This is a genomic window from Pedococcus badiiscoriae, from assembly GCF_013408925.1.
Taxonomy (GTDB): domain Bacteria; phylum Actinomycetota; class Actinomycetes; order Actinomycetales; family Dermatophilaceae; genus Pedococcus; species Pedococcus badiiscoriae.
Genome location: NZ_JACCAB010000001.1, coordinates 3,033,585 through 3,051,232 on the forward strand (window position 1 = coordinate 3,033,585; position 17,648 = coordinate 3,051,232).

A 17,648-nucleotide genomic window follows, 5' to 3' on the forward strand; every position below is an offset into this window, starting at 1 on the left:
GAGAGACCTCCGGCCACCTCGTCGTGACCGGAAGGTTCCACCATGACCGCGTTCGTCGCCACCACCGCCACCCAGATGCAGGTCCCGACCTGGGTCTGGTACCTCACCGTCGGCCTCATGGCCGCGGTCCTCCTCTTCGACGTCGTCATCATCGCGCGACGCCCGCACGTCCCGTCGACGAAGGAGGTCAGCGTCGCGCTGGCCTTCTACATCGGCGCGGCGGTGGTGTTCGGCCTCGGCGTGTGGTGGTTCACCCACGACCAGGCCGGCGCGAAGTTCATGACCGAGTACTACGCGGGGTGGCTGACCGAGTACTCACTGTCCGTCGACAACCTGTTCATCTTCCTGCTCATCATGGCCAGGTTCGGCGTCCCGGAGAAGCTCCAGCAGTCGGCCCTGCTGATCGGGATCATCATCGCCATCGTCCTGCGGGGCATCTTCATCGCCGTCGGCGCCGCCGCGATCAACCAGTTCTCCTGGGTCTTCTACATCTTCGGCGCCTTCCTCATCTACACGGCCGTCAAGCTCGCCAAGGAGGGTGAGGGCAGCGACGACGACTACGAGGAGAACCGCTTCATGAAGCTCGTCGAGCGTCGGTTCCCGGCGACCGACCAGTACGCCGGCGCGAAGCTGTTCACCCGCCTCGACGGCCGGAAGCTGGCGACCCCCATGTTCATCGTGATCATGGCGCTGGGCACCACGGACCTGCTGTTCGCCCTCGACTCGATCCCAGCGATCTACGGCCTCACCAAGGAGCCCTACCTGGTGCTCACGGCCAACCTGTTCGCCCTGATGGGCCTGCGGCAGCTGTACTTCCTCATCGGCGGCCTGCTCAGGAAGCTCGTCTACCTCAGCCTGGGTCTGGCTGTCCTGCTCGCCTTCATCGGGGTCAAGCTGGTGCTGCACGCGCTGCACGAGAACGAGCTGCCGTTCATCAACGGCGGCGAGCACGTGACCGCCGCCCCCGACATCCCGATCTCGGTCTCGCTCGGTGCGATCGTCGTCATCCTCGGCGTCACGACGGTCGCGAGCCTGCGCAAGTCGCGCAGGGACGAGCGCGAGCGGCTCTCACCCTCCTGACGCGGCAGGGTCCTTGGGCTGGCCTGCGCCCATCACCAGCGTGCTGGCCAGCACGACGAGGCCCATCCCGGTCAGCTGCAGGGGCGTCAGGCGTTGGCCGAGCACGACCAGGCCGGCCAGAGCAGCCGCCGCCGGCTCGAGGCTGAGCAGGATGCCGAAGACTCCGGGGCTCAGGTGTCGCAGGGCGGCTAGCTCGAGCGAGTAGGGGAGCACGGAGGACAGGACGGCAATGCCCAGCCCCTTGGCCACCGACTCGGTGGACCAGGAGGGGGCGCTCGAGACGCCGAACGGCAGGGTCACGACGAAGGCGACGGCCATCGCGAGCGCAAGTCCCTCGAGCTGGGGGAACTCGCGGCCCGCTCGACCACTGGCGAGGATGTAGGCCGCCCAGCAGGCTCCCGCGAGCGCGGCCAGCCCCAGCCCGGTCCACTCCAGGTGGGCGAGCGGCGTGTTGAGAGCCTGGGAGATGAGCAGCACCCCCACAGCGGCCGCACCCACGGCCGCGAGGTCTCGCGGCCGGCGGGACAGGACTGTCGCCAGCGTGAGCGGGCCGAGGAACTCCACGGTCACCGCGACGCCGATGTGCAGGTGTGCCAGCGAGGCGTAGAACGCGAGGTTCATCAGTCCGAGGGCGCAGCCGAACGCGAGCACGGTCAGCCAAGCCGCGCGGCTGTGCCCGCGCACCCGAGGACGAGCGATCGCCCAGAGGATGCCCGTGGCGAACAGGAGACGGAGCGTGACGGACCCTCCGGCGCCGATCTGGGGGACCAGGGTGGCGGCCAGTGCGCCCCCGAACTGCACCGAGATGATGGCGGTGAGCACGAGGAGCAGCGGTCGTGCCGGAGTTCGCTTCGCCACCATGGTTGGCGACTCTAGTGACCCCCCGGCGGGGCCGATCCTCGCCTCTGGCGCCGCGGCGGTCGCAGGGGACGGGACGCATCGCGTGGCGAGAGCACGCAACCGACATGTATTGGGAAGGTCACCTAGTCCCTAATGACTATTGCTGCCCGTCTTTTTGAACTCATACCGTTGACGAGTCGCGGAACCACAAGGAGACCTCACAGGGGGTGCTGGTCTCCGGTCTGCGGGGTTGTGAGGGACATACACATGGCTGCAATTCTTGAAGAACGCCAGCGCCCAGTCGCTGGCGGCGAGATCGACACCGTACGAGCGCTGCTGCACGACCTGCGACAGCCGCTGGCGGCGATCCTGCTGCTCGCCGGCACCGAGGGCGGTGACGTCGGTCGCAAGATGGACGGTATCGCGGGACAGGCGCGTTGGCTCGCCGAACTGGTCGAGTCGAGCCTCAGCGAGGCTGCGGCCGACGACGTCACCTCCACGGACGTGGTGGCAGTGGCGACCCGCGCGGTGGCTCGCGCACGTGCCACGGCGAACTGTGAGATCACGATCGACTCGGTCGGGGCGCTGGATGCCTGGGCCCGACCGGTGGCCTTGAGCCGCGCCTTGGCGTGCGTGCTCGACAACGCCGTCCGTGCGGCCGGCGACGGCGGACACGTGCACGTCGACGCCTATGCCGACCACAAGGGCGCCCACCTCCTGGTCACCGACGACGGACCGGGCCTGGGCAAGGTCACCGCGCGGACGTCGCTGGGCCTGACCACCACCCGGGCCATGGTGGCTGCCTGCCACGGCTCGTTCACCCTGCACCCGGCCCATGGCGGTGGCACCGTCGGTGAGATCTGCCTCGCCCAGGTCGAGCTCGGGCTGGTGGCGTCATGAGGATCGTCGTCTGCGACGACCACCTGTTGCTGCTCGAGGCCCTCGGTCTCGCGCTCGGGGCTCGTGGACACGAGGTGGTCGCCCTGGCGGGCACTCCCGAGGAGGGAGTCAGCGCGGTGGCGATGCACCGACCCGACGTCTGCCTGCTGGACGTCAACTTCCCGGGTGGCACCTCGGTGTCGGCCATCCACGTCATCCGCGAGATCTCGCCCGAGACCAAGGTCGTGATGCTCTCGGCCGAGGCCGACCACTCGATCGTCGGCCGGGCGATCGCCGAGGGCGCGTCGGGGTACGTCGGCAAGGAGAAGCCGATCGTCGAGATCGTCGAGATGCTGGACCGCGCCGTCCGTGGCCAGCTCGCGGTGGAGCCGTCCCTGTTGCAGCGGGCCCTGCGTCCGCAGAAGTCGACCGACGACCCGTTGTGGGCGCTGCAGTTCCTGACCGACCGGGAGTGGCAGGTGATGCGCTGCATCATGGACGGTCAGACCACTGAGGAGATGGCGACCTCGCTCGGAGTGCAACGCAGCACCGCGCGCACCCACGTCCAGAACCTGCTGACCAAGCTCGGAGTGCACTCCAGGCTCCAGGCGGCGGCGCTGATGTCGGCGCACGGCTCGCAGGAGTCCTGGCCGGCCCACCTGCGCTGAGGCGCCGTGCGCCCGTGCGGCCAAGCGTCCGGCAGAACGGCCTAGTCCCGTCACCCTTTTGACGTAGGACGATCTCCGGCACGGGCCGGTTTTGTCCGCTCTGCCGGTACGCCAGCGTGGGGCCATGCCAGCCCCCGTGCGCGTCGTGCTCGTGGATGACCACCAGGTCTTCGTGGACGCCTTGGCCATCTGCCTGGGGGACTACCCGGACATCGCCGTGGAGGGTACGGCAACCACCGTCTCCCAGGCCCTGCGGCGCCTCCAAGAGGTCGAGTGCGACGTCCTCGTGCTCGACCTCGACCTCGCCGGTGAGGACGGCCTCGCCGTCGCGAGGGAGGCGCTGGCCACCAAGCCCAGCATGGGTATCGTCGTCGCAACCGGCGCGGCAGCAGGGGACCAGATCGTCGAGGCCGTCCAGCTGGGGGTGCGCGGCTGGGTCACCAAGAACGAGACTGCCGAGTCGCTCGTCGACGCCATCCGCGGTGTCGCGCGGGGGGAGACGCGGATCCCGGCAGGTCTGCTGGCGGGGGTGCTCGTGGCCCTGTCGCGCGGTCAGCGCACGGCCGTGGAGCACGCCCAGGGGATCCACGAGCTGACCGGGCGCGAGCTCGAGGTGCTCGGTTGCCTGGTGGAGGGCATGAGCCGCACCGAGATCGGGACCCTGCTGCACGTGTCGCCGAACACCGTGCGCACCCATGTCCAGAGCATCCTGCACAAGCTCAAGGTCCACTCGGCCCTCGCGGCCGTCGCGATCGCACGGCGAGCCGGGATCACCGGTGCGTCGGTAACGTCGCCTTAGGCGCCGACGTCGCCCTAGGCGCCGCGGGGGAGCTGTGGCAGGTCGCCCGTCGCGCTGACCCCGGTGTCGATCCGCCTGGCCAGCCAGAGCAGCACGCCGGCACGCGAGCCCCGGACCTCGGTCGTCGGCTCGCCGACCACCCACCGGTCGCCCTCCTGGGTCCGCAGGTCGAGGTCCGGCGGGTGGCTGCCCGTCCGCAGTCTCGACACGGCGTCGTCGATGAAGCGGTGCAGCACCTCGGGCTCGACATCGGTGAAGGAGAACCCGTCGTCGAGGTCGACGTGGTGGTAGACGACCTCGCGAAGCCGCATGAACGGCAGTGCCCGCGGCGAGATCTTCATGCCCCCGCGCATCTCGACCTCGTCGACGGCGAGCGGACCGCCGAGGGCTGCCAGCGGCGGGGCGAGCGCGGCCGCGGTACTGCGCAGGTCATCGGCGAAGACGCCAGCGGGTCGGTGGTCGCCGGCCGAGGCCGGCCCGGCCCGCAGGGCGCCCTCCTCGATCTCGGCGTCGCGCGCCGCGGTGCCACCCGGGTACATCTCCCGGGGCTGTCCGTCGAGCGCCCACTCGGCCAGTCGCCGGATCGCGTCCGCGTTCCGGGCCACGTGGCTCAGGACGTGGGCGCGGCTCCAGCCCTCGCACAGCGACGGCGCCCGGACGTCGGTCAGGTGGGTGGCGTGGTCCACCAGCAGCTCGGTATGCCGTGCCACCGCCCTGAGGTCCGCATCGAGGCCGGGACGCGGTCTCGGGGCACCGCCTGATCCAGCTCCGGCCTTGCCGGCGTCCTCGGTCACGGCAGCTCTCCTCCGGGGGTTGCGGCGCCTTTCCGTTCGGCCTCGGCGAGCGCGTGGGCCGCGCCGATGAAGGTGAGGTGGGAGAACGCCTGCGGGAAGTTTCCCACCATCCGCCCGCCATGGGGGTCGTACTCCTCGGAGATGAGGCCCACGTCGTTGAACAGCAGCACCAACCGGTCCATCAGCTCCCGGGCCTTCTCGACCTGGCCGCAGACGGCATACGCACTCACCAGCCACCATGAGCAGGCCAGGAACGGGTGCTCGTCGCCCGCGAGTCCGTCCACGCCGGTCTCGGTGCGGTAGCGCAGCAGGAAGCCGCCGCGCATCAGGTCCGCCTCGATGGCCGCGACCGTGCCGATGACCCGCGGGTCATCGGGCGGGAGGAACCCGACGAGGGGGATGAGCAGCAGCGAGGCATCGACCTCGGTGGTGTCGTAGTGCTGGGTGAAGGTGTTGCGCTCGGCATTGAAGCCCTTGCTGAGGATCTCGTCGCGGACCTGGTCCCGTAGGTCCCGCCACCGCTCGACGGGACCGTCGAGGCCCCACTTCTCGACTCCTCGGACCGCCCGGTCGAACGCCGCCCACACCATGACGCGTGAGTGCGTGAAGTGGCGCAGCGGACCGCGGATCTCCCACAGCCCGTTGTCCGGCTCCTGCCAGTGACGGGCCAGGTTCTGGACCAGGGCGCGCTGCATCGACCACGACTGGGTCGACACCTCGAGTCCCTTCGCGCGGGCTTCGTCGAGCGCGATCATGACCTCGCCGAGGACGTCGGACTGCCGCTGGTCGACGGCACCGTTCCCGATCCGGACGGGGGCCGACCCGGCATACCCGGGCAGGTGGTCGAGGGTGCGCTCGGGAAGGCGACGAGACCCGTTGATGGTGTACATGATCTGCAGGTCCTCGGGGTCGCCGGCGACGGCGCGCAGCAGCCAGTTGCGCCAGAGCCTGGCCTCGTCGACGTAGCCCGACGCCAGCAGCGCCTCCAGGGTGAGGGAGGCGTCGCGCAGCCAGCAGTAGCGGTAGTCCCAGTTGCGCTCGCCGCCGAAGTCCTCGGGCAGGCTCGTCGTCGGCGCCGCCACGATCCCCCCGAAGCGCGAGTGGGTCATCGCGCGCAGGGTCAGCAGCGACCTCATGACGAGCTCGCGGTAGGGGCCCTCGTAGTCGCACTGCGCCGCCCACTCGTTCGAGGCCCTGATGGTCTCGGCGATCCTCGAGTCGATGTCCAGGGGCGGTGGGACCTGCTCGTAGGAGGGGAACCAGGTCGTCGAGAAGGTGTAGGTCTGCCCGGCCTCGACCTCGAACTCGTCGACGTGGCGCCCGCCGCGGGCGCGGGGGAGCCGGCTGCCGCGCAGCACGAGCATGTCCGGCCCCGCGACAGCGGTGATCACGTCGCCGTCGAGGCGGTGGCCCGTGCTGTGCGAGACCCACGGTCGCACCTTGCCGTAGTCGAAGCGGACCACCCACTCGTGCTGCATGGTGACCGTTCCGTGCAGGCCCTGCACGCTGCGGACGATGTCGGCCCGTCCGTCGCCGAGCGGCATCAGGTCGAGCACCTTCACCGCGCCGGTGTCGGTCTCGTGGATCGTCTCCAGCACGAACGAGTTCTCGACGTACTTGCGGGTGCTCGTGGTCTGCCCCACAGGACCCAGGAGCCAGCGGCCGTGGTCGGGCGTGCCGAGCAGCGCGGCGAAGCAGGCGGACGAGTCGAAGCGCGGCAGGCACAGCCAGTCGATCGACCCCGCACGGCTCACGAGGGCGGCGGTCTCGGTGTCCCCGAGGACGGCATACTCCTCGATCGGCGTCGTCATGGCGTGAGCGTATTCGTTCCGGGGCCCAGGGGCAGGGTTCAGGGCCGGGTTCAGGGGCAGGGTTCAGGGGCGCGTCCGCCAGAGGGTGCCGACGCCCGCGCTGTCGCGCGTCACGAGCCAGACCTCCTGTCCGTGGGCCACCCACGAGACCGGCTCGCCGGTCGGCGGGCCTGCTCGCGTCGACCAGGTCTCCCCACGCCGGGTGAGCAGCTGGCTTCCGCCCTGCACGGGCACCATGACGAGGTCACGGTCGCCCAAGGCAAGGGGGGCGAGGGCGCGCCCGTTGTCCGGGAGGGTGGGAGTCGGTATGCCGGCCAGCCGGCGCGCGCTGGTGCCGTGCAGCTCCCACGCGCACAGGCGGCCCCCGACGGCTCCCACGACGAGGCACCGGGCCGGGCTGCAGGTGGCCGCGTGGGCCTCGCTGGGGGCGGTGCCCGGCTGCCGGGGCAGGTCGACCCGCGACCACGGGGCGCCCGCGGCCGTCGTGGTCCAGACGGCGGGGTCGACCCGGATGGCGCCGGGCTGGAGCCGGGTCACCGAGCCGGACAGGATCAGCCCGGACCCGTCACCGGCGATGGCTCCGGCGGAGACGAGCTCGTGCGACGTGCTGCCCAGTGCCGTGCCGGTGGAGGACTGTCGCCTCCACCGGGCGCCGGTGCGCAGCCAGGTGGCGATGTCGAGGCCGGTGCGGTCGCTCTGCCACGCACCGAGCACGACGGGTTCGGAGCCGGCGAAGGCGATGCCGACGAGGTCGCCGGCTCCCCAGCTGCCGAACACCCCGAAGGGCTGCTCCTGCTCGGCCAGCCCACTGCTCGTGCCCGACCACGTGGACCAGCGGTAGTTGCCGTGGGCCCCTCCCCGGGCTCCTCCCACGGCCTCCACGACGCTGCCGTGGACTGCCAGGGAGAACCACCTGGCCTCGAACGCGTACGGAGACCGTGGCGACAGCGGGACCGGGCGCAGGCTCGCAGGGTCCCTGCCCCGCAGCAGCCGCGGGTGAGGGCGGCCCGTGGCGTAGGCCCCGACCAGGACCTGGTCTCCCTGCGTGGCGAGGGTCACGGCGCTGAGGCCGTCCGGGAGGCTGAGGCGCTCCCAGGCCAGCGGAGCCGCCGCGAGCGCCCCGCCCGTGCTGGCGGGCTTCGCCGGGGAGGTGCAGCCGGTGCTGACCGCCAGGGTCAGCAGCATGGCCAGCACGACGGCTCGGACGGGTCCCACGACGCGCCCTGTGTGTCCCCTTGGCTCGGCCACAGTCGTCACGGTAGCTGCCGCGGCCCGTGGGTGGGGCGGGGGTTGTCGGTGCGGACACCTACCATGGAGCCCGTGACTTCAGCCGTGCCGACCCGCCGCCACCAGCACGACCAGCTCATCGTCCGCGGAGCCCGTGAGCACAACCTCAAGGACGTCTCCGTCGAGCTGCCCCGTGACTCCATGATCGTCTTCACCGGTCTGTCGGGCTCCGGCAAGTCGTCGCTGGCCTTCGACACCATCTTCGCGGAGGGCCAGCGCCGCTACGTCGAGTCCCTGTCCGCCTACGCGCGCCAGTTCCTCGGCCAGATGGACAAGCCCGACGTCGACTTCATCGAGGGGCTCTCACCGGCGGTCTCGATCGACCAGAAGTCCACCAACCGCAACCCGCGGTCGACGGTGGGCACGATCACCGAGGTCTACGACTACCTCCGGCTGCTCTTCGCCCGTGCCGGGCGCCCGCACTGCCCCGTGTGCGGGGAGCCGATCACCAGGCAGAGCCCGCAGCAGATCGTCGACCGGCTGCTCGAGCTGCCGGAGAAGACGCGGTTCCAGGTGCTGGCCCCCGTCGTGCGGGCGCGCAAGGGCGAGTACGTCGACCTGTTCGCCGAGCTGCAGAGCAAGGGGTTCTCGCGGGCGCGGGTCGACGGCGAGGTGGTGAGCCTCACCGAGCCGCCCAAGCTCGAGAAGCAGGTCAAGCACACCATCGACGTCGTGGTGGACCGCCTGGTCGCCAAGGGCGACGACACGGGCGCCAAGCGCCGCCTGACGGACTCGGTCGAGACCGCCCTGGGTCTGGCTGGTGGCGTGCTCGTCGTCGAGTTCGTCGACAAGGACCCCCAGGACCCGGAGCGCGAGCGCCGGTTCTCGGAGCGGATGGCCTGCCCCAACGACCACCCGTTGTCGATGGACGAGATCGAGCCTCGCTCGTTCTCCTTCAACAGCCCGTTCGGCGCCTGTCCCAAGTGCACCGGTCTCGGGACAGAGCTCGAGGTCGACCCCGAGCTGCTGGTCCCCGACGAGGACCTCACCCTGGCCGAGGGGGCGATTGCGCCCTGGGCCTCGACGAGCGGCTCGGCCGAGTACTTCCAGCGGGTCATGACCGCCCTGGGCCAGGACCTCAAGTTCACCATGGACACCCCGTGGAAGGCGCTGCCCGAGCGTGCCAAGGAGGCGCTGCTCCACGGCCAGAACTACAAGGTCCACGTCCGCTACAAGAACCGCTACGGCCGCGAGCGCTCCTACACCACCGGCTTCGAGGGCGTCGTCCCGTTCGTCAAGCGCCGGCACTCGGAGACCGACTCGGACTGGAGCCGGGAGCGCTACGAGGGGTTCATGCGGGAGGTGCCCTGCCCGGCGTGCGGCGGGGCCCGGCTGAAGCCCGAGTCGCTCGCGGTGCACATCGGCGGACGGAGCATCTCCGCCATCTGCGCCCTCGCCATCGCGGACTGCGCCAAGTTCCTCAAGGAGGTCGACTTCACCGCGCGCGAGCGCCAGATCGCCGAGCGGGTGATCAAGGAGATCGACGCGCGGCTGGGGTTCCTGCTCGACGTCGGGCTCGACTACCTCTCGCTCGACCGGCCGGCCGGCACCCTGTCCGGCGGCGAGGCCCAGCGCATCCGGCTCGCGACGCAGATCGGCTCCGGCCTGGTCGGCGTGCTGTACGTCCTCGACGAGCCGAGCATCGGACTGCACCAGCGTGACAACCACCGGCTCATCGAGACGCTGACCCGGCTGCGCGACCTCGGCAACACGCTCATCGTCGTCGAGCACGACGAGGACACCATCGCCACGGCCGACTGGGTCGTCGACATCGGCCCGGGCGCGGGGGAGCACGGCGGTGTCGTGGTGCACTCCGGACCGGTGCAGGGCCTGCTGGAGCACCCCGACTCGATCACCGGCAAGTACCTCTCCGGACGCCTCGAGATCCCGACCCCGACGCTGCGCCGGCCCCAGGAGAAGGGCCGCCAGGTCACGGTCGTCGGTGCCCGCGAGCACAACCTGCACGGGGTGGACGTGTCGTTCCCGCTCGGCAACCTCGTCGCGGTCACGGGAGTCTCCGGGTCGGGCAAGTCCACCTTGGTCAACGACATCCTCTACAACGTCCTGGCCAACAAGCTCAACGGCGCGCGCCACGTGCCGGGGCGTCACAAGACCGTCAAGGGGCTCGACAACCTCGACAAGGTCGTCCACGTCGACCAGAGCCCCATCGGTCGCACCCCGCGCTCCAACCCCGCCACCTACACAGGGGTTTTCGACGCCATCCGCAAGCTGTTCGCGACCACGACCGAGGCCAAGATCCGCGGTTACCAGCCCGGTAGGTTCTCGTTCAACGTCAAGGGCGGGCGCTGCGACGCCTGCTCGGGTGACGGCACGATCAAGATCGAGATGAACTTCCTCCCCGACGTCTACGTGCCCTGCGAGGTGTGCCACGGGGCCCGCTACAACCGCGAGACGCTCGAAGTCCACTTCAAGGGCAAGACCATCGCCGACGTCCTCGACATGCCGATCGAGGAGGCCGCCGACTTCTTCGCGGCGGTCCCGGGGATCGCCCGGCACATGAAGACGCTCAACGAGGTCGGCCTCGGCTACGTCCGGCTCGGTCAGCCCGCACCCACCCTCTCGGGTGGCGAGGCGCAACGCGTCAAGCTCGCCGCCGAGCTGCAGAAGCGGTCGACCGGACGCACCATCTACGTCCTCGACGAGCCCACGACCGGGCTGCACTTCGAGGACATCCGCAAGCTCCTGATGGTCCTCCAGGGCCTGGTCGACAAGGGCAACACGGTGATCGTCATCGAGCACAACCTCGACGTCATCAAGAACGCCGACTGGATCGTCGACATGGGTCCAGAGGGCGGCAACGGCGGTGGTCGGGTGGTCGCCGAGGGGACCCCCGAGCAGGTCGCGCAGGTCGAGGACAGCTACACGGGCCAGTTCCTCGCGCCGATCCTGGCCCGCAGTGCTCGCACGCCGCAGCGTGCCACCGGCGCCAAGCGCACCGCTGCCGCGGCGGCCACCAGGAAGAAGACGGCGACCAAGGTGACCGCTCGGAAGGCCGCCACGGTGCCGGCGACGAAGGCCACCGCGGTGACCGCGAAGAAGGCCACCAAGCGCACCCCGTGAGCTGCGAAGGGCCCCGGATCAGCTCCGGGGCCCTTCGCAGTCGGTGCTCACGCGACACGCGTCATGGAGCACTCCGTGGGTCAGTCCTCGCCGAGATAGGCCTTGCGGACGTCGTCGCTGGCGAGCAGCTCCTTGCCGGTCCCGGAGAGGACGATCTTTCCCACCTCGAGGACGTACCCCTGGTTGGCCCGGTTGAGCGCGGCCTGGGCGTTCTGCTCCACGAGCAGGATGGTGGTGCCCTGCTGCTTGAGCGTGGTCACCGTGGTCATGATGCGCTTCATCATGATGGGGGACAGGCCCATGGACGGCTCGTCGAGCATGAGCAGCTTGGGGCGGCTCATCATGGCCCGGCCCATCGCGAGCATCTGCTGCTCACCACCGGAGAAGGTGCCAGCCGGCTGGTTGCTGCGCTCGCCCAGGATAGGGAACAGGTCGTAGGCGGCCTTGAGGTCCTTCTTGACGTCGCCGTCGCGCCGCGAGAAGGCCCCCAGCATGAGGTTCTGCTCGACCGTCAGGCGCGGGAAGATCCGGCGTCCTTCGGGGGAGTGGGCGAGCCCGAGCGAGACGATCGAGTGTGCCGCCATGTCGTCGATCCGCTTGCCCTGGAAGCGGATCGAGCCGCTCGTCGGGCGCAGCAGACCCGAGATGGTCCGCAGCGTGGTCGTCTTGCCGGCGCCGTTCGTGCCGATCAGGGTGACCACCTCGCCCTCCTGGACCGAGAAGGTGATGCCCTTGACGGCCTTGATCTTGCCGTACGAGACGACGAGGTCCTTGACCTCCAGCATGGCGCTCACTCGGACACCTCCGTGGTCGTGGCGGGGCCCAGATCGGACGACTCGTCACTCTCGTCACTCTCGTCGTCGTCTCCGCCCCCGATGTAGGCCTCGATGACCCGAGGGTCCGACTGGACCTCGGCGGGGGTGCCCTCGACGAGCACCTCGCCGCGCACCAGGCACAGCACGCGGTCGCAGAGGTTGAAGATGAACCGCATGTCGTGCTCGATGACGACGACCGCCAGGCCACTGTCCCTGATCTTGAAGATCAGGTCGCTGGCCTGCCGGGTCTCCTGCGGGTTCATCCCGGCTGTCGGCTCGTCGAGCAGGATGAGCTTGGGGTCCGTGGCCAGGGCGCGGGCGATCTCGAGCCGACGCTGGTCGCCGTACGGCATGTTGCGCGCGAGGTGCTCGGCGGACTTGCCGAGACCCACGAAGTCCAGCAGCTCCTGGGCCCGTGCCCGGGTCTCGGCCTCCTCCCTGCGGAACTTGGGTCCGCGCAGGATCGAGGTGAGGGCCATCGAGCTCGTGCGGCAGTACCGGCCCACCATGACGTTCTCGAGCGCAGTCATGTTGGCGAACAGGCGGATGTTCTGGAACGTGCGCGCCATACCCGCGATGACGACGGCGCGGGGACGCGGCGGGATCACCGATCCCATCAACGTCACCTCGCCCTCGGTCGGCTTGTAGAGGCCCGTCAGGCAGTTGAAGAAGGTCGTCTTGCCGGCGCCGTTGGGGCCGATCAGACCGACGATCTCGCCCTCGTTGACGGTCATGTCGACGTCCTTGACCGCGGTGAGGCCGCCGAAGCGCATCGTGACGCCCCGGGCCTGCAGGATGGGGGCTCCGTGCGATGCCGCGGCGACGGGTGTGGTGGTGTCGGTGACGGTCATGCCGTGGCTCCCTGCTCCTCGAGATGGACTTCCTCGATGCGTTCAGCCAGCCCCTCGTCCTCTTCGTGGAACTCCAGCTTGCGCCGTTGGCTCGCGACCAGGCCCTCGGGACGGAAGCGCATCATCAGGACCAGCAGGAGGCCGAAGATAAGCAGTCGGTAGTCGGCGACGAACCGCAGCTTCTCGGGGAGCAGCTTGAGGATCGTGGCACCGACGAGGACACCGGCGACGGTGCCCATGCCGCCGAGCACGATGGCGGCGAGCAGGAAGGCCGACTCCAGGAAGACGTACTGGTCAGGGCTGACCGACACGTCGTGGTGCGCCTTGACGGTCCCGGCCATGCCGGCGAGGAACGCCCCACCGGCGAAGGCGAACAGCTTGAGGCCGAACACGTTGACGCCCATCGCCTCGGCCGCCTTCTCGTCCTCACGGATGGCGACCCAGCCACGGCCGATGCGGCTGTTGTTGAGGCGCGAGAAGATGGTGATGATGACGGCGGCGAGCACGAGCAGCAGGAAGTAGTAGTTCGCGAACCGACCGAGGGTGATGCCCAGGACGACGTGTGGCTGCCCGAAGTCGAACGAGCCGAGCTTGAGGTCGGGGATCGCGGGGATGCCGTTGGGCCCGTTGGTGAGGTCCGGACCGTTGTTGCCGTCCAGGTTGCCCATGGTGAGGCGGAAGATCTCACCGAAGGCCAGCGTCACGATGGCCAGGTAGTCGCCCGAGACGCGCAGGGTCGGCGAGCCGATGATGAGGCCGAGCGTCGCCGAGAACAGGGCACCGACCACCACGACGACGATGAACGGCGGCTTCCACCCGATCTGGGCGAACGTGGAGGTCGACAACGAGGCACCCACGTAGGCGCCGGCGCCGAGGAAGGCGATGTACCCGAGGTCGAGCAGGCCGGCCAGGCCCACGACGATGTTGAGGCCCAGCGCGGTGGCGGCGAAGATCAGCACCTGCGTGGCGATCGACATGTTCTCGTCGGAGCCACCCTGGGTGAAGGGGAACAGGAACGCCACGACGAACGCACCGAGCATGAGCACCTGGCGGTTCTTCTGCGCGATGATCCCGATCCAGGTGAACACCCCGGACTTCGCGAGGGCGAACGCGACCGCCGCGAGCAGGACCAGGAAGAGCACGAAGCTGCCGCCGTCGGCGATGCCCAGGGCGTACGCGGCCCCGAACAGGACCAGCGCCATCATCACGATGATCGTGCTGATCTCGACCCAGGACGACGTCTTGGCGAAGAGCGGGTCCTTGTGTGGCTCGGACACGAGCATGAGGCCGCCCGCGGCCATGGCCAGGCTGCCCAGCCACGAGACCCACCCGCCGGGGTTGATGTTGATCAACCCTCCGGCCTGGACGGCGATGAGGACCAGTGCGAGGGTCATGTAGCCCAGGGCTCCGAGGCCGAGCACACGCACGGCCGCGGCCGTGTCGACCCAGCTCCCGAGCCTGGTCAGCGGGCCCCGGTGGGCGAGCAGGAACACGAGCGTCACGAGCGCCAGGAGAATCATGCAGTTCTGCACGCCGCCCGGGTAGAAGTTGATGGAGAGGTCCCCGAGCACGTCGCTCGAGTAGCTCCAGGACAGGAAGCACCCAGCCACGGTCACGACGATCCCGGCCAGGGTGAGCGGCCACGCGACTGCGCTCCCGCGCCCCGGGAACCGTTCGAGGAGTGGGGTCTTCGGCTGCTCCTGGTCGACGACGACCGGCGTCTCGGTGCTCATGCCCGGTCCACCACCCTGGCGCCGAGGAGGCCTTGTGGGCGGAAGACCAGGACGGCGATGAGGAGCGCGAACGCCCACACGTCCTTCCAGGCCGAACCGCCGAACTGGCCGGGGATGAACTGGGTCGCCATGGACTCGACGATCCCGAGCGCCAGGCCCCCGACGACGGCGCCCTGGATGTTCCCGATGCCGCCGAGGACGGCCGCGGTGAAGGCCTTGAGTCCGGCGAGGAAGCCCATCCGGAAGTCGATGTTCGAGTTCAGCAGCCCCTGGGCCACCCCGGCGATCGCGGCCAGCGCTGCACCCACGGCGAACGCGATCACGATGATGAGGTTGACGTTGATGCCCATCAGCTGGGCCGTGTCGGGGTCCTGGGAGACCGCCTGCATGCCCTGCCCGAACTTCGTGCGGTTGACGAAGTACCAGAGCAAGGCCGCACACATGAGAAGCGCCCCGACGGTGAAGACCGCGGCGCGCTGGATGGTCAGGCCCCCGATGTTGAGAGCCGAGCCGGTGACGACGTCGATCTCGGGGAAGGGGAGCTTGCTCTTGGCGCCGGGGTAGAACAGCCGGATCGCCTCCTGGAGGAAGACCGAGATGCCGATGGCCGTGATGAGCGGTGCGAGGCGTGGCGCATTGCGCAGGGGCCGGTAGGCGATCCGCTCCATGAGGACCGCCGTGAGCACGGAGGCAACCATGGCGCCGATGACCATCAGCGGCAGGACCCACAAGGAGGAGCTGCCCTTGAAGAGCACCGTCCACGTGGCCAGGGCACCGAACGCACCGATCATGAAGACCTCGCCATGGGCGAAGTTGATCAGCTGGACGATGCCGTAGACCACGGTGTACCCGACGGCAATGAGGGCGTACAACGACCCCAGCGTCAGGCCGTTCACGATCTGTTGCAGGAACTCAGTCATCGCTCTTTCCGGCCACCTCTCCGTGTCGAAAGCTGCTGCCACATTCAAGCAGGGACGGGCATCCGCCCGCCCCTGCTTGATGCTGATTTCTTGGATCAGTCCAGCGTCAGCTGAGGGTCTCCGTCTTGACGGCGACCCACTTGCCACTGTCGACCTTGTAGCCGGTGATGACCTTGGCGAGGGTGTCGCCGAACTCATCGAACTTCACCGTGCCGGTGACGCCCGTGAAGGAGACCTTCGACATGGCATCCACCGTCGCCTGACGGGCGCTCTTCGCGTCCGTGGCGCCCTTGAGGGAGATCTTCAGGGCGTCGATGATGGCGTTGGCGGCGTCGTAGGAGTAACCACCGTAGGCGGCAGACGGCTCGGCGTACTTCTCCTTGTCGTACGCGGCGAGGAAGGTCTTGCCCGCCTCGGTGCTGTCGGTCGGTGCGCCGACCGAGGTCGCGAGGTCACCGTTGGCCGAGGCGCCACCCGCGAGCTCGATGTACTTCGGGTCGAAGATGCCGTCACCACCCATGAGCGGAACCGCGAGGCCACCGGCCTTCATCTGCTTGGACAGGGGGCCTGCCTGGGGGTACTCGCCACCGTAGAAGACCGCCTGCGGCTTGGAGGGAGCGACCTTGGAGACGACCGGCGCGTAGTTCGACTCGTCGGGGTTGATCGTCTCGGCCGCGACGATGGTGCCGCCGCCCTTCTTGAAGGCGTCGGTGAAGTAGTTCACCAGGCCCTGCCCGTAGGTCTTCTTGTCGTGGATGGTCGCAACCTTGGTGATGTGGTTGTCGAGCAGGAACTTCGCTGCGAAGCCACCCTGGACGATGTCGTTGGTGCAGGTACGGAAGTACGTCTTGTACGGACGCGCCTTGAGGTCGGCACCACGGGTGAGCGTGGGGTTGGTGTTCGCCGGCGAGACCTGCGTGATGTTCGCGGCCGCGAAGACCGGCTGGGTCTGCTGGCTCACGCTCGAGTTGAGGTTGCCGACCACGCCGACGACCTGGTCGTCTGCCGCCAGCTTGGTGGCGGCGTTCTTGCCGACGTCGGCCTTGGCCTCGTCGTCAACGGGCTCCACCTGGAGCTTCCACCCGGGGATGGCGTTGCTGTCGTTGGCCTGCTTGACCGCAAGCTCGACCGAGTGCTGAATACCCTTGCCGAGGGCGGACAGGTCACCCGAGAGGGGGGCGATGACGCCGATCTTGGCGACCTTGCCGCCGCCGCCGCTGCTGGTGCTGCCACTCCCACCACGGGTCCCACAACCCGACAGTGCGAGCGAAGCCACGAGCAGCGAGGCGCCAGCGGCTACCACGGAACGCTGAGGCACGTTTCCTCCTGAGACAATGTTCTACGAGCTGGGGGCCCGATGGCCCGCGTTTGCCGCGAGCATTCGCACAGTAGACCGTTCCGCCCTCGAAAACAGGCACCTGCGGCAAGCCTGTGTCTATGTCGTTACCGGCGTCCCACGCGGAACGCGTGAACGTCATGTCAGCGTTACACGTCATACCCAGGTCCGGCAGGCATCCTGGGGCCACCGGGCAGTCCCTGGCCAAGGCACCTCCACCGAAAGGCGCGCGCATGACCACCCCCCAACAACGCTCCACCGAAGGCCACCCCACGACCGGACCCTCCCGCCGCACCGTGCTGACCTCCGTCGGCCTCGCCGGTGTCGGTGCCACGGTCCTGGCCGGCTGCACCGCCGCCGGCAACGCCGCGAGCAGCGCAGCCAGCTCGGCGAAGGACGCTGCGACGAGCGCCGTCAAGGCCGCGATCTCCAAGGCAACCATCCCTGTGGGCGGCGGCAAGATCTTCGCCGACCAGAAGGTCGTGGTCACCCAGCCCACGTCGGGCGACTTCAAGGCCTTCAGTGCCGTGTGCACCCACCAGTCGTGCATCGTGGCCGAGGTCGCCAACGGCACCATCAACTGTGCCTGCCACGGAAGCCAGTTCGACATCACCACCGGCGCGGTCAGGCAGGGGCCTGCCACCATGCCGCTCCCCGAGAAGACCGTCACGGTCAACGGCGACGGGATCTCGATCGCCTGAGGCTCCTCACGACGGCGAGCGACCGGGGCGCGACCCCGGGTGAGGTATGCCGC

15 protein-coding genes are annotated in these 17,648 nt (G+C 69.3%); 6 read left to right on the top strand and 9 right to left on the bottom strand.

From position 1 onward, the window contains the following. The first annotated feature begins 75 nt into the window (after positions 1-75). A complete protein-coding gene (locus BJ986_RS14300; protein WP_179423917.1) occupies positions 76-1,080 on the top strand; it encodes a TerC family protein in 1,005 nt (334 codons plus the stop codon). Here BJ986_RS14300 and BJ986_RS14305 read toward each other — a convergent pair. Then, complete coding sequence (locus BJ986_RS14305; protein WP_179422736.1) at positions 1,069-1,941, bottom strand: EamA family transporter; 873 nt, start codon at positions 1,939-1,941, stop codon at positions 1,069-1,071. The two genes, BJ986_RS14300 and BJ986_RS14305, sit on opposite strands and share 12 nt — an antisense overlap. Positions 1,942-2,187: 246 nt before the next feature. On the opposite strand from BJ986_RS14305, the gene BJ986_RS14310 reads away from it, so the two are divergent. The 3 genes from BJ986_RS14310 (at position 2,188) to BJ986_RS14320 (ending at position 4,266) form a co-directional block, all read left to right on the top strand. Further along, the gene (locus BJ986_RS14310) at positions 2,188-2,820 is read left to right on the top strand and encodes a sensor histidine kinase (protein ID WP_179422738.1); all 633 of its coding nucleotides are present in this window, start codon (positions 2,188-2,190) and stop codon (positions 2,818-2,820) included. Next, positions 2,817-3,467: a response regulator gene (locus tag BJ986_RS14315; protein ID WP_179422740.1), complete on the top strand. Its 651-nt coding sequence runs from the start codon at positions 2,817-2,819 to the stop codon at positions 3,465-3,467. Before BJ986_RS14310 ends, BJ986_RS14315 begins: the two co-directional genes overlap by 4 nt. Before the next feature lie 124 nt (positions 3,468-3,591). Continuing rightward, positions 3,592-4,266, top strand: a complete 675-nt coding sequence (locus BJ986_RS14320) for a response regulator (RefSeq protein ID WP_179422742.1) — start codon at positions 3,592-3,594, stop codon at positions 4,264-4,266. Between the two features lie 14 nt (positions 4,267-4,280). Here BJ986_RS14320 and BJ986_RS14325 read toward each other — a convergent pair whose 3' ends face one another. The 3 genes from BJ986_RS14325 to BJ986_RS14335 all read right to left on the bottom strand — a co-directional run bounded on the left by BJ986_RS14325 (position 4,281) and on the right by BJ986_RS14335 (position 8,086). Next, complete coding sequence (locus tag BJ986_RS14325; RefSeq protein ID WP_179422744.1) at positions 4,281-5,060, bottom strand: maleylpyruvate isomerase family mycothiol-dependent enzyme; 780 nt, start codon at positions 5,058-5,060, stop codon at positions 4,281-4,283. Then, the gene (locus BJ986_RS14330) at positions 5,057-6,871 is read right to left on the bottom strand and encodes a glycoside hydrolase family 15 protein (protein ID WP_179422746.1); all 1,815 of its coding nucleotides are present in this window, start codon (positions 6,869-6,871) and stop codon (positions 5,057-5,059) included. Before BJ986_RS14330 ends, BJ986_RS14325 begins: the two co-directional genes overlap by 4 nt. 63 nt (positions 6,872-6,934) lie before the next feature. After that, complete coding sequence (locus tag BJ986_RS14335) at positions 6,935-8,086, bottom strand: hypothetical protein (protein ID WP_179422748.1); 1,152 nt, start codon at positions 8,084-8,086, stop codon at positions 6,935-6,937. A gap of 96 nt (positions 8,087-8,182) precedes the next feature. On the opposite strand from BJ986_RS14335, the gene uvrA reads away from it, so the two are divergent. Further along, on the top strand, positions 8,183-11,239 hold the full coding sequence (uvrA, locus tag BJ986_RS14340; RefSeq protein WP_179422750.1) for an excinuclease ABC subunit UvrA: 3,057 nt from the start codon (positions 8,183-8,185) through the stop codon (positions 11,237-11,239). 80 nt (positions 11,240-11,319) lie between these two features. Here the strand turns inward: uvrA and BJ986_RS14345 are convergent, their stop codons facing one another. From BJ986_RS14345 to BJ986_RS14365, 5 genes are all read right to left on the bottom strand, one after another. Beyond that, positions 11,320-12,024: an ABC transporter ATP-binding protein gene (locus tag BJ986_RS14345; protein WP_202881711.1), complete on the bottom strand. Its 705-nt coding sequence runs from the start codon at positions 12,022-12,024 to the stop codon at positions 11,320-11,322. A gap of 5 nt (positions 12,025-12,029) precedes the next feature. Beyond that, complete coding sequence (locus tag BJ986_RS14350) at positions 12,030-12,905, bottom strand: ABC transporter ATP-binding protein (RefSeq protein WP_179422754.1); 876 nt, start codon at positions 12,903-12,905, stop codon at positions 12,030-12,032. Continuing rightward, positions 12,902-14,638: a branched-chain amino acid ABC transporter permease gene (locus BJ986_RS14355; RefSeq protein ID WP_179422756.1), complete on the bottom strand. Its 1,737-nt coding sequence runs from the start codon at positions 14,636-14,638 to the stop codon at positions 12,902-12,904. The genes BJ986_RS14350 and BJ986_RS14355 overlap by 4 nt, the downstream gene beginning before the upstream one ends. Then, on the bottom strand, positions 14,635-15,558 hold the full coding sequence (locus BJ986_RS14360; protein WP_179422758.1) for a branched-chain amino acid ABC transporter permease: 924 nt from the start codon (positions 15,556-15,558) through the stop codon (positions 14,635-14,637). The genes BJ986_RS14355 and BJ986_RS14360 overlap by 4 nt, the downstream gene beginning before the upstream one ends. Before the next feature lie 106 nt (positions 15,559-15,664). Further along, positions 15,665-16,876, bottom strand: coding sequence for an ABC transporter substrate-binding protein (locus BJ986_RS14365; protein WP_179422760.1), 1,212 nt, complete (start codon positions 16,874-16,876; stop codon positions 15,665-15,667). 251 nt (positions 16,877-17,127) lie between these two features. On the opposite strand from BJ986_RS14365, the gene BJ986_RS14370 reads away from it, so the two are divergent. Further along, entirely contained in the window at positions 17,128-17,595 is a 468-nt protein-coding gene (locus BJ986_RS14370; protein WP_179422762.1) for a Rieske (2Fe-2S) protein, read from the top strand. Positions 17,596-17,648: the final 53 nt, after the last annotated feature.

Bases quoted from the DNA above. Each gene is read 5' to 3' on its own strand.
- BJ986_RS14300 (WP_179423917.1), top strand. From the start codon at position 76: ATGCAGGTCCCGACCTGGGTCTGGTACCTCACCGTCGGCCTCATGGCC.
- BJ986_RS14305 (WP_179422736.1), bottom strand. From the start codon at position 1,941: ATGGTGGCGAAGCGAACTCCGGCACGACCGCTGCTCCTCGTGCTCACC.
- BJ986_RS14310 (WP_179422738.1), top strand. From the start codon at position 2,188: ATGGCTGCAATTCTTGAAGAACGCCAGCGCCCAGTCGCTGGCGGCGAG.
- BJ986_RS14315 (WP_179422740.1), top strand. From the start codon at position 2,817: ATGAGGATCGTCGTCTGCGACGACCACCTGTTGCTGCTCGAGGCCCTC.
- BJ986_RS14320 (WP_179422742.1), top strand. From the start codon at position 3,592: ATGCCAGCCCCCGTGCGCGTCGTGCTCGTGGATGACCACCAGGTCTTC.
- BJ986_RS14330 (WP_179422746.1), bottom strand. From the start codon at position 6,871: ATGACGACGCCGATCGAGGAGTATGCCGTCCTCGGGGACACCGAGACC.
- uvrA (WP_179422750.1), top strand. From the start codon at position 8,183: ATGGAGCCCGTGACTTCAGCCGTGCCGACCCGCCGCCACCAGCACGAC.
- BJ986_RS14345 (WP_202881711.1), bottom strand. From the start codon at position 12,024: ATGCTGGAGGTCAAGGACCTCGTCGTCTCGTACGGCAAGATCAAGGCC.
- BJ986_RS14350 (WP_179422754.1), bottom strand. From the start codon at position 12,905: ATGACCGTCACCGACACCACCACACCCGTCGCCGCGGCATCGCACGGA.
- BJ986_RS14355 (WP_179422756.1), bottom strand. From the start codon at position 14,638: ATGAGCACCGAGACGCCGGTCGTCGTCGACCAGGAGCAGCCGAAGACC.
- BJ986_RS14360 (WP_179422758.1), bottom strand. From the start codon at position 15,558: ATGACTGAGTTCCTGCAACAGATCGTGAACGGCCTGACGCTGGGGTCG.
- BJ986_RS14370 (WP_179422762.1), top strand. From the start codon at position 17,128: ATGACCACCCCCCAACAACGCTCCACCGAAGGCCACCCCACGACCGGA.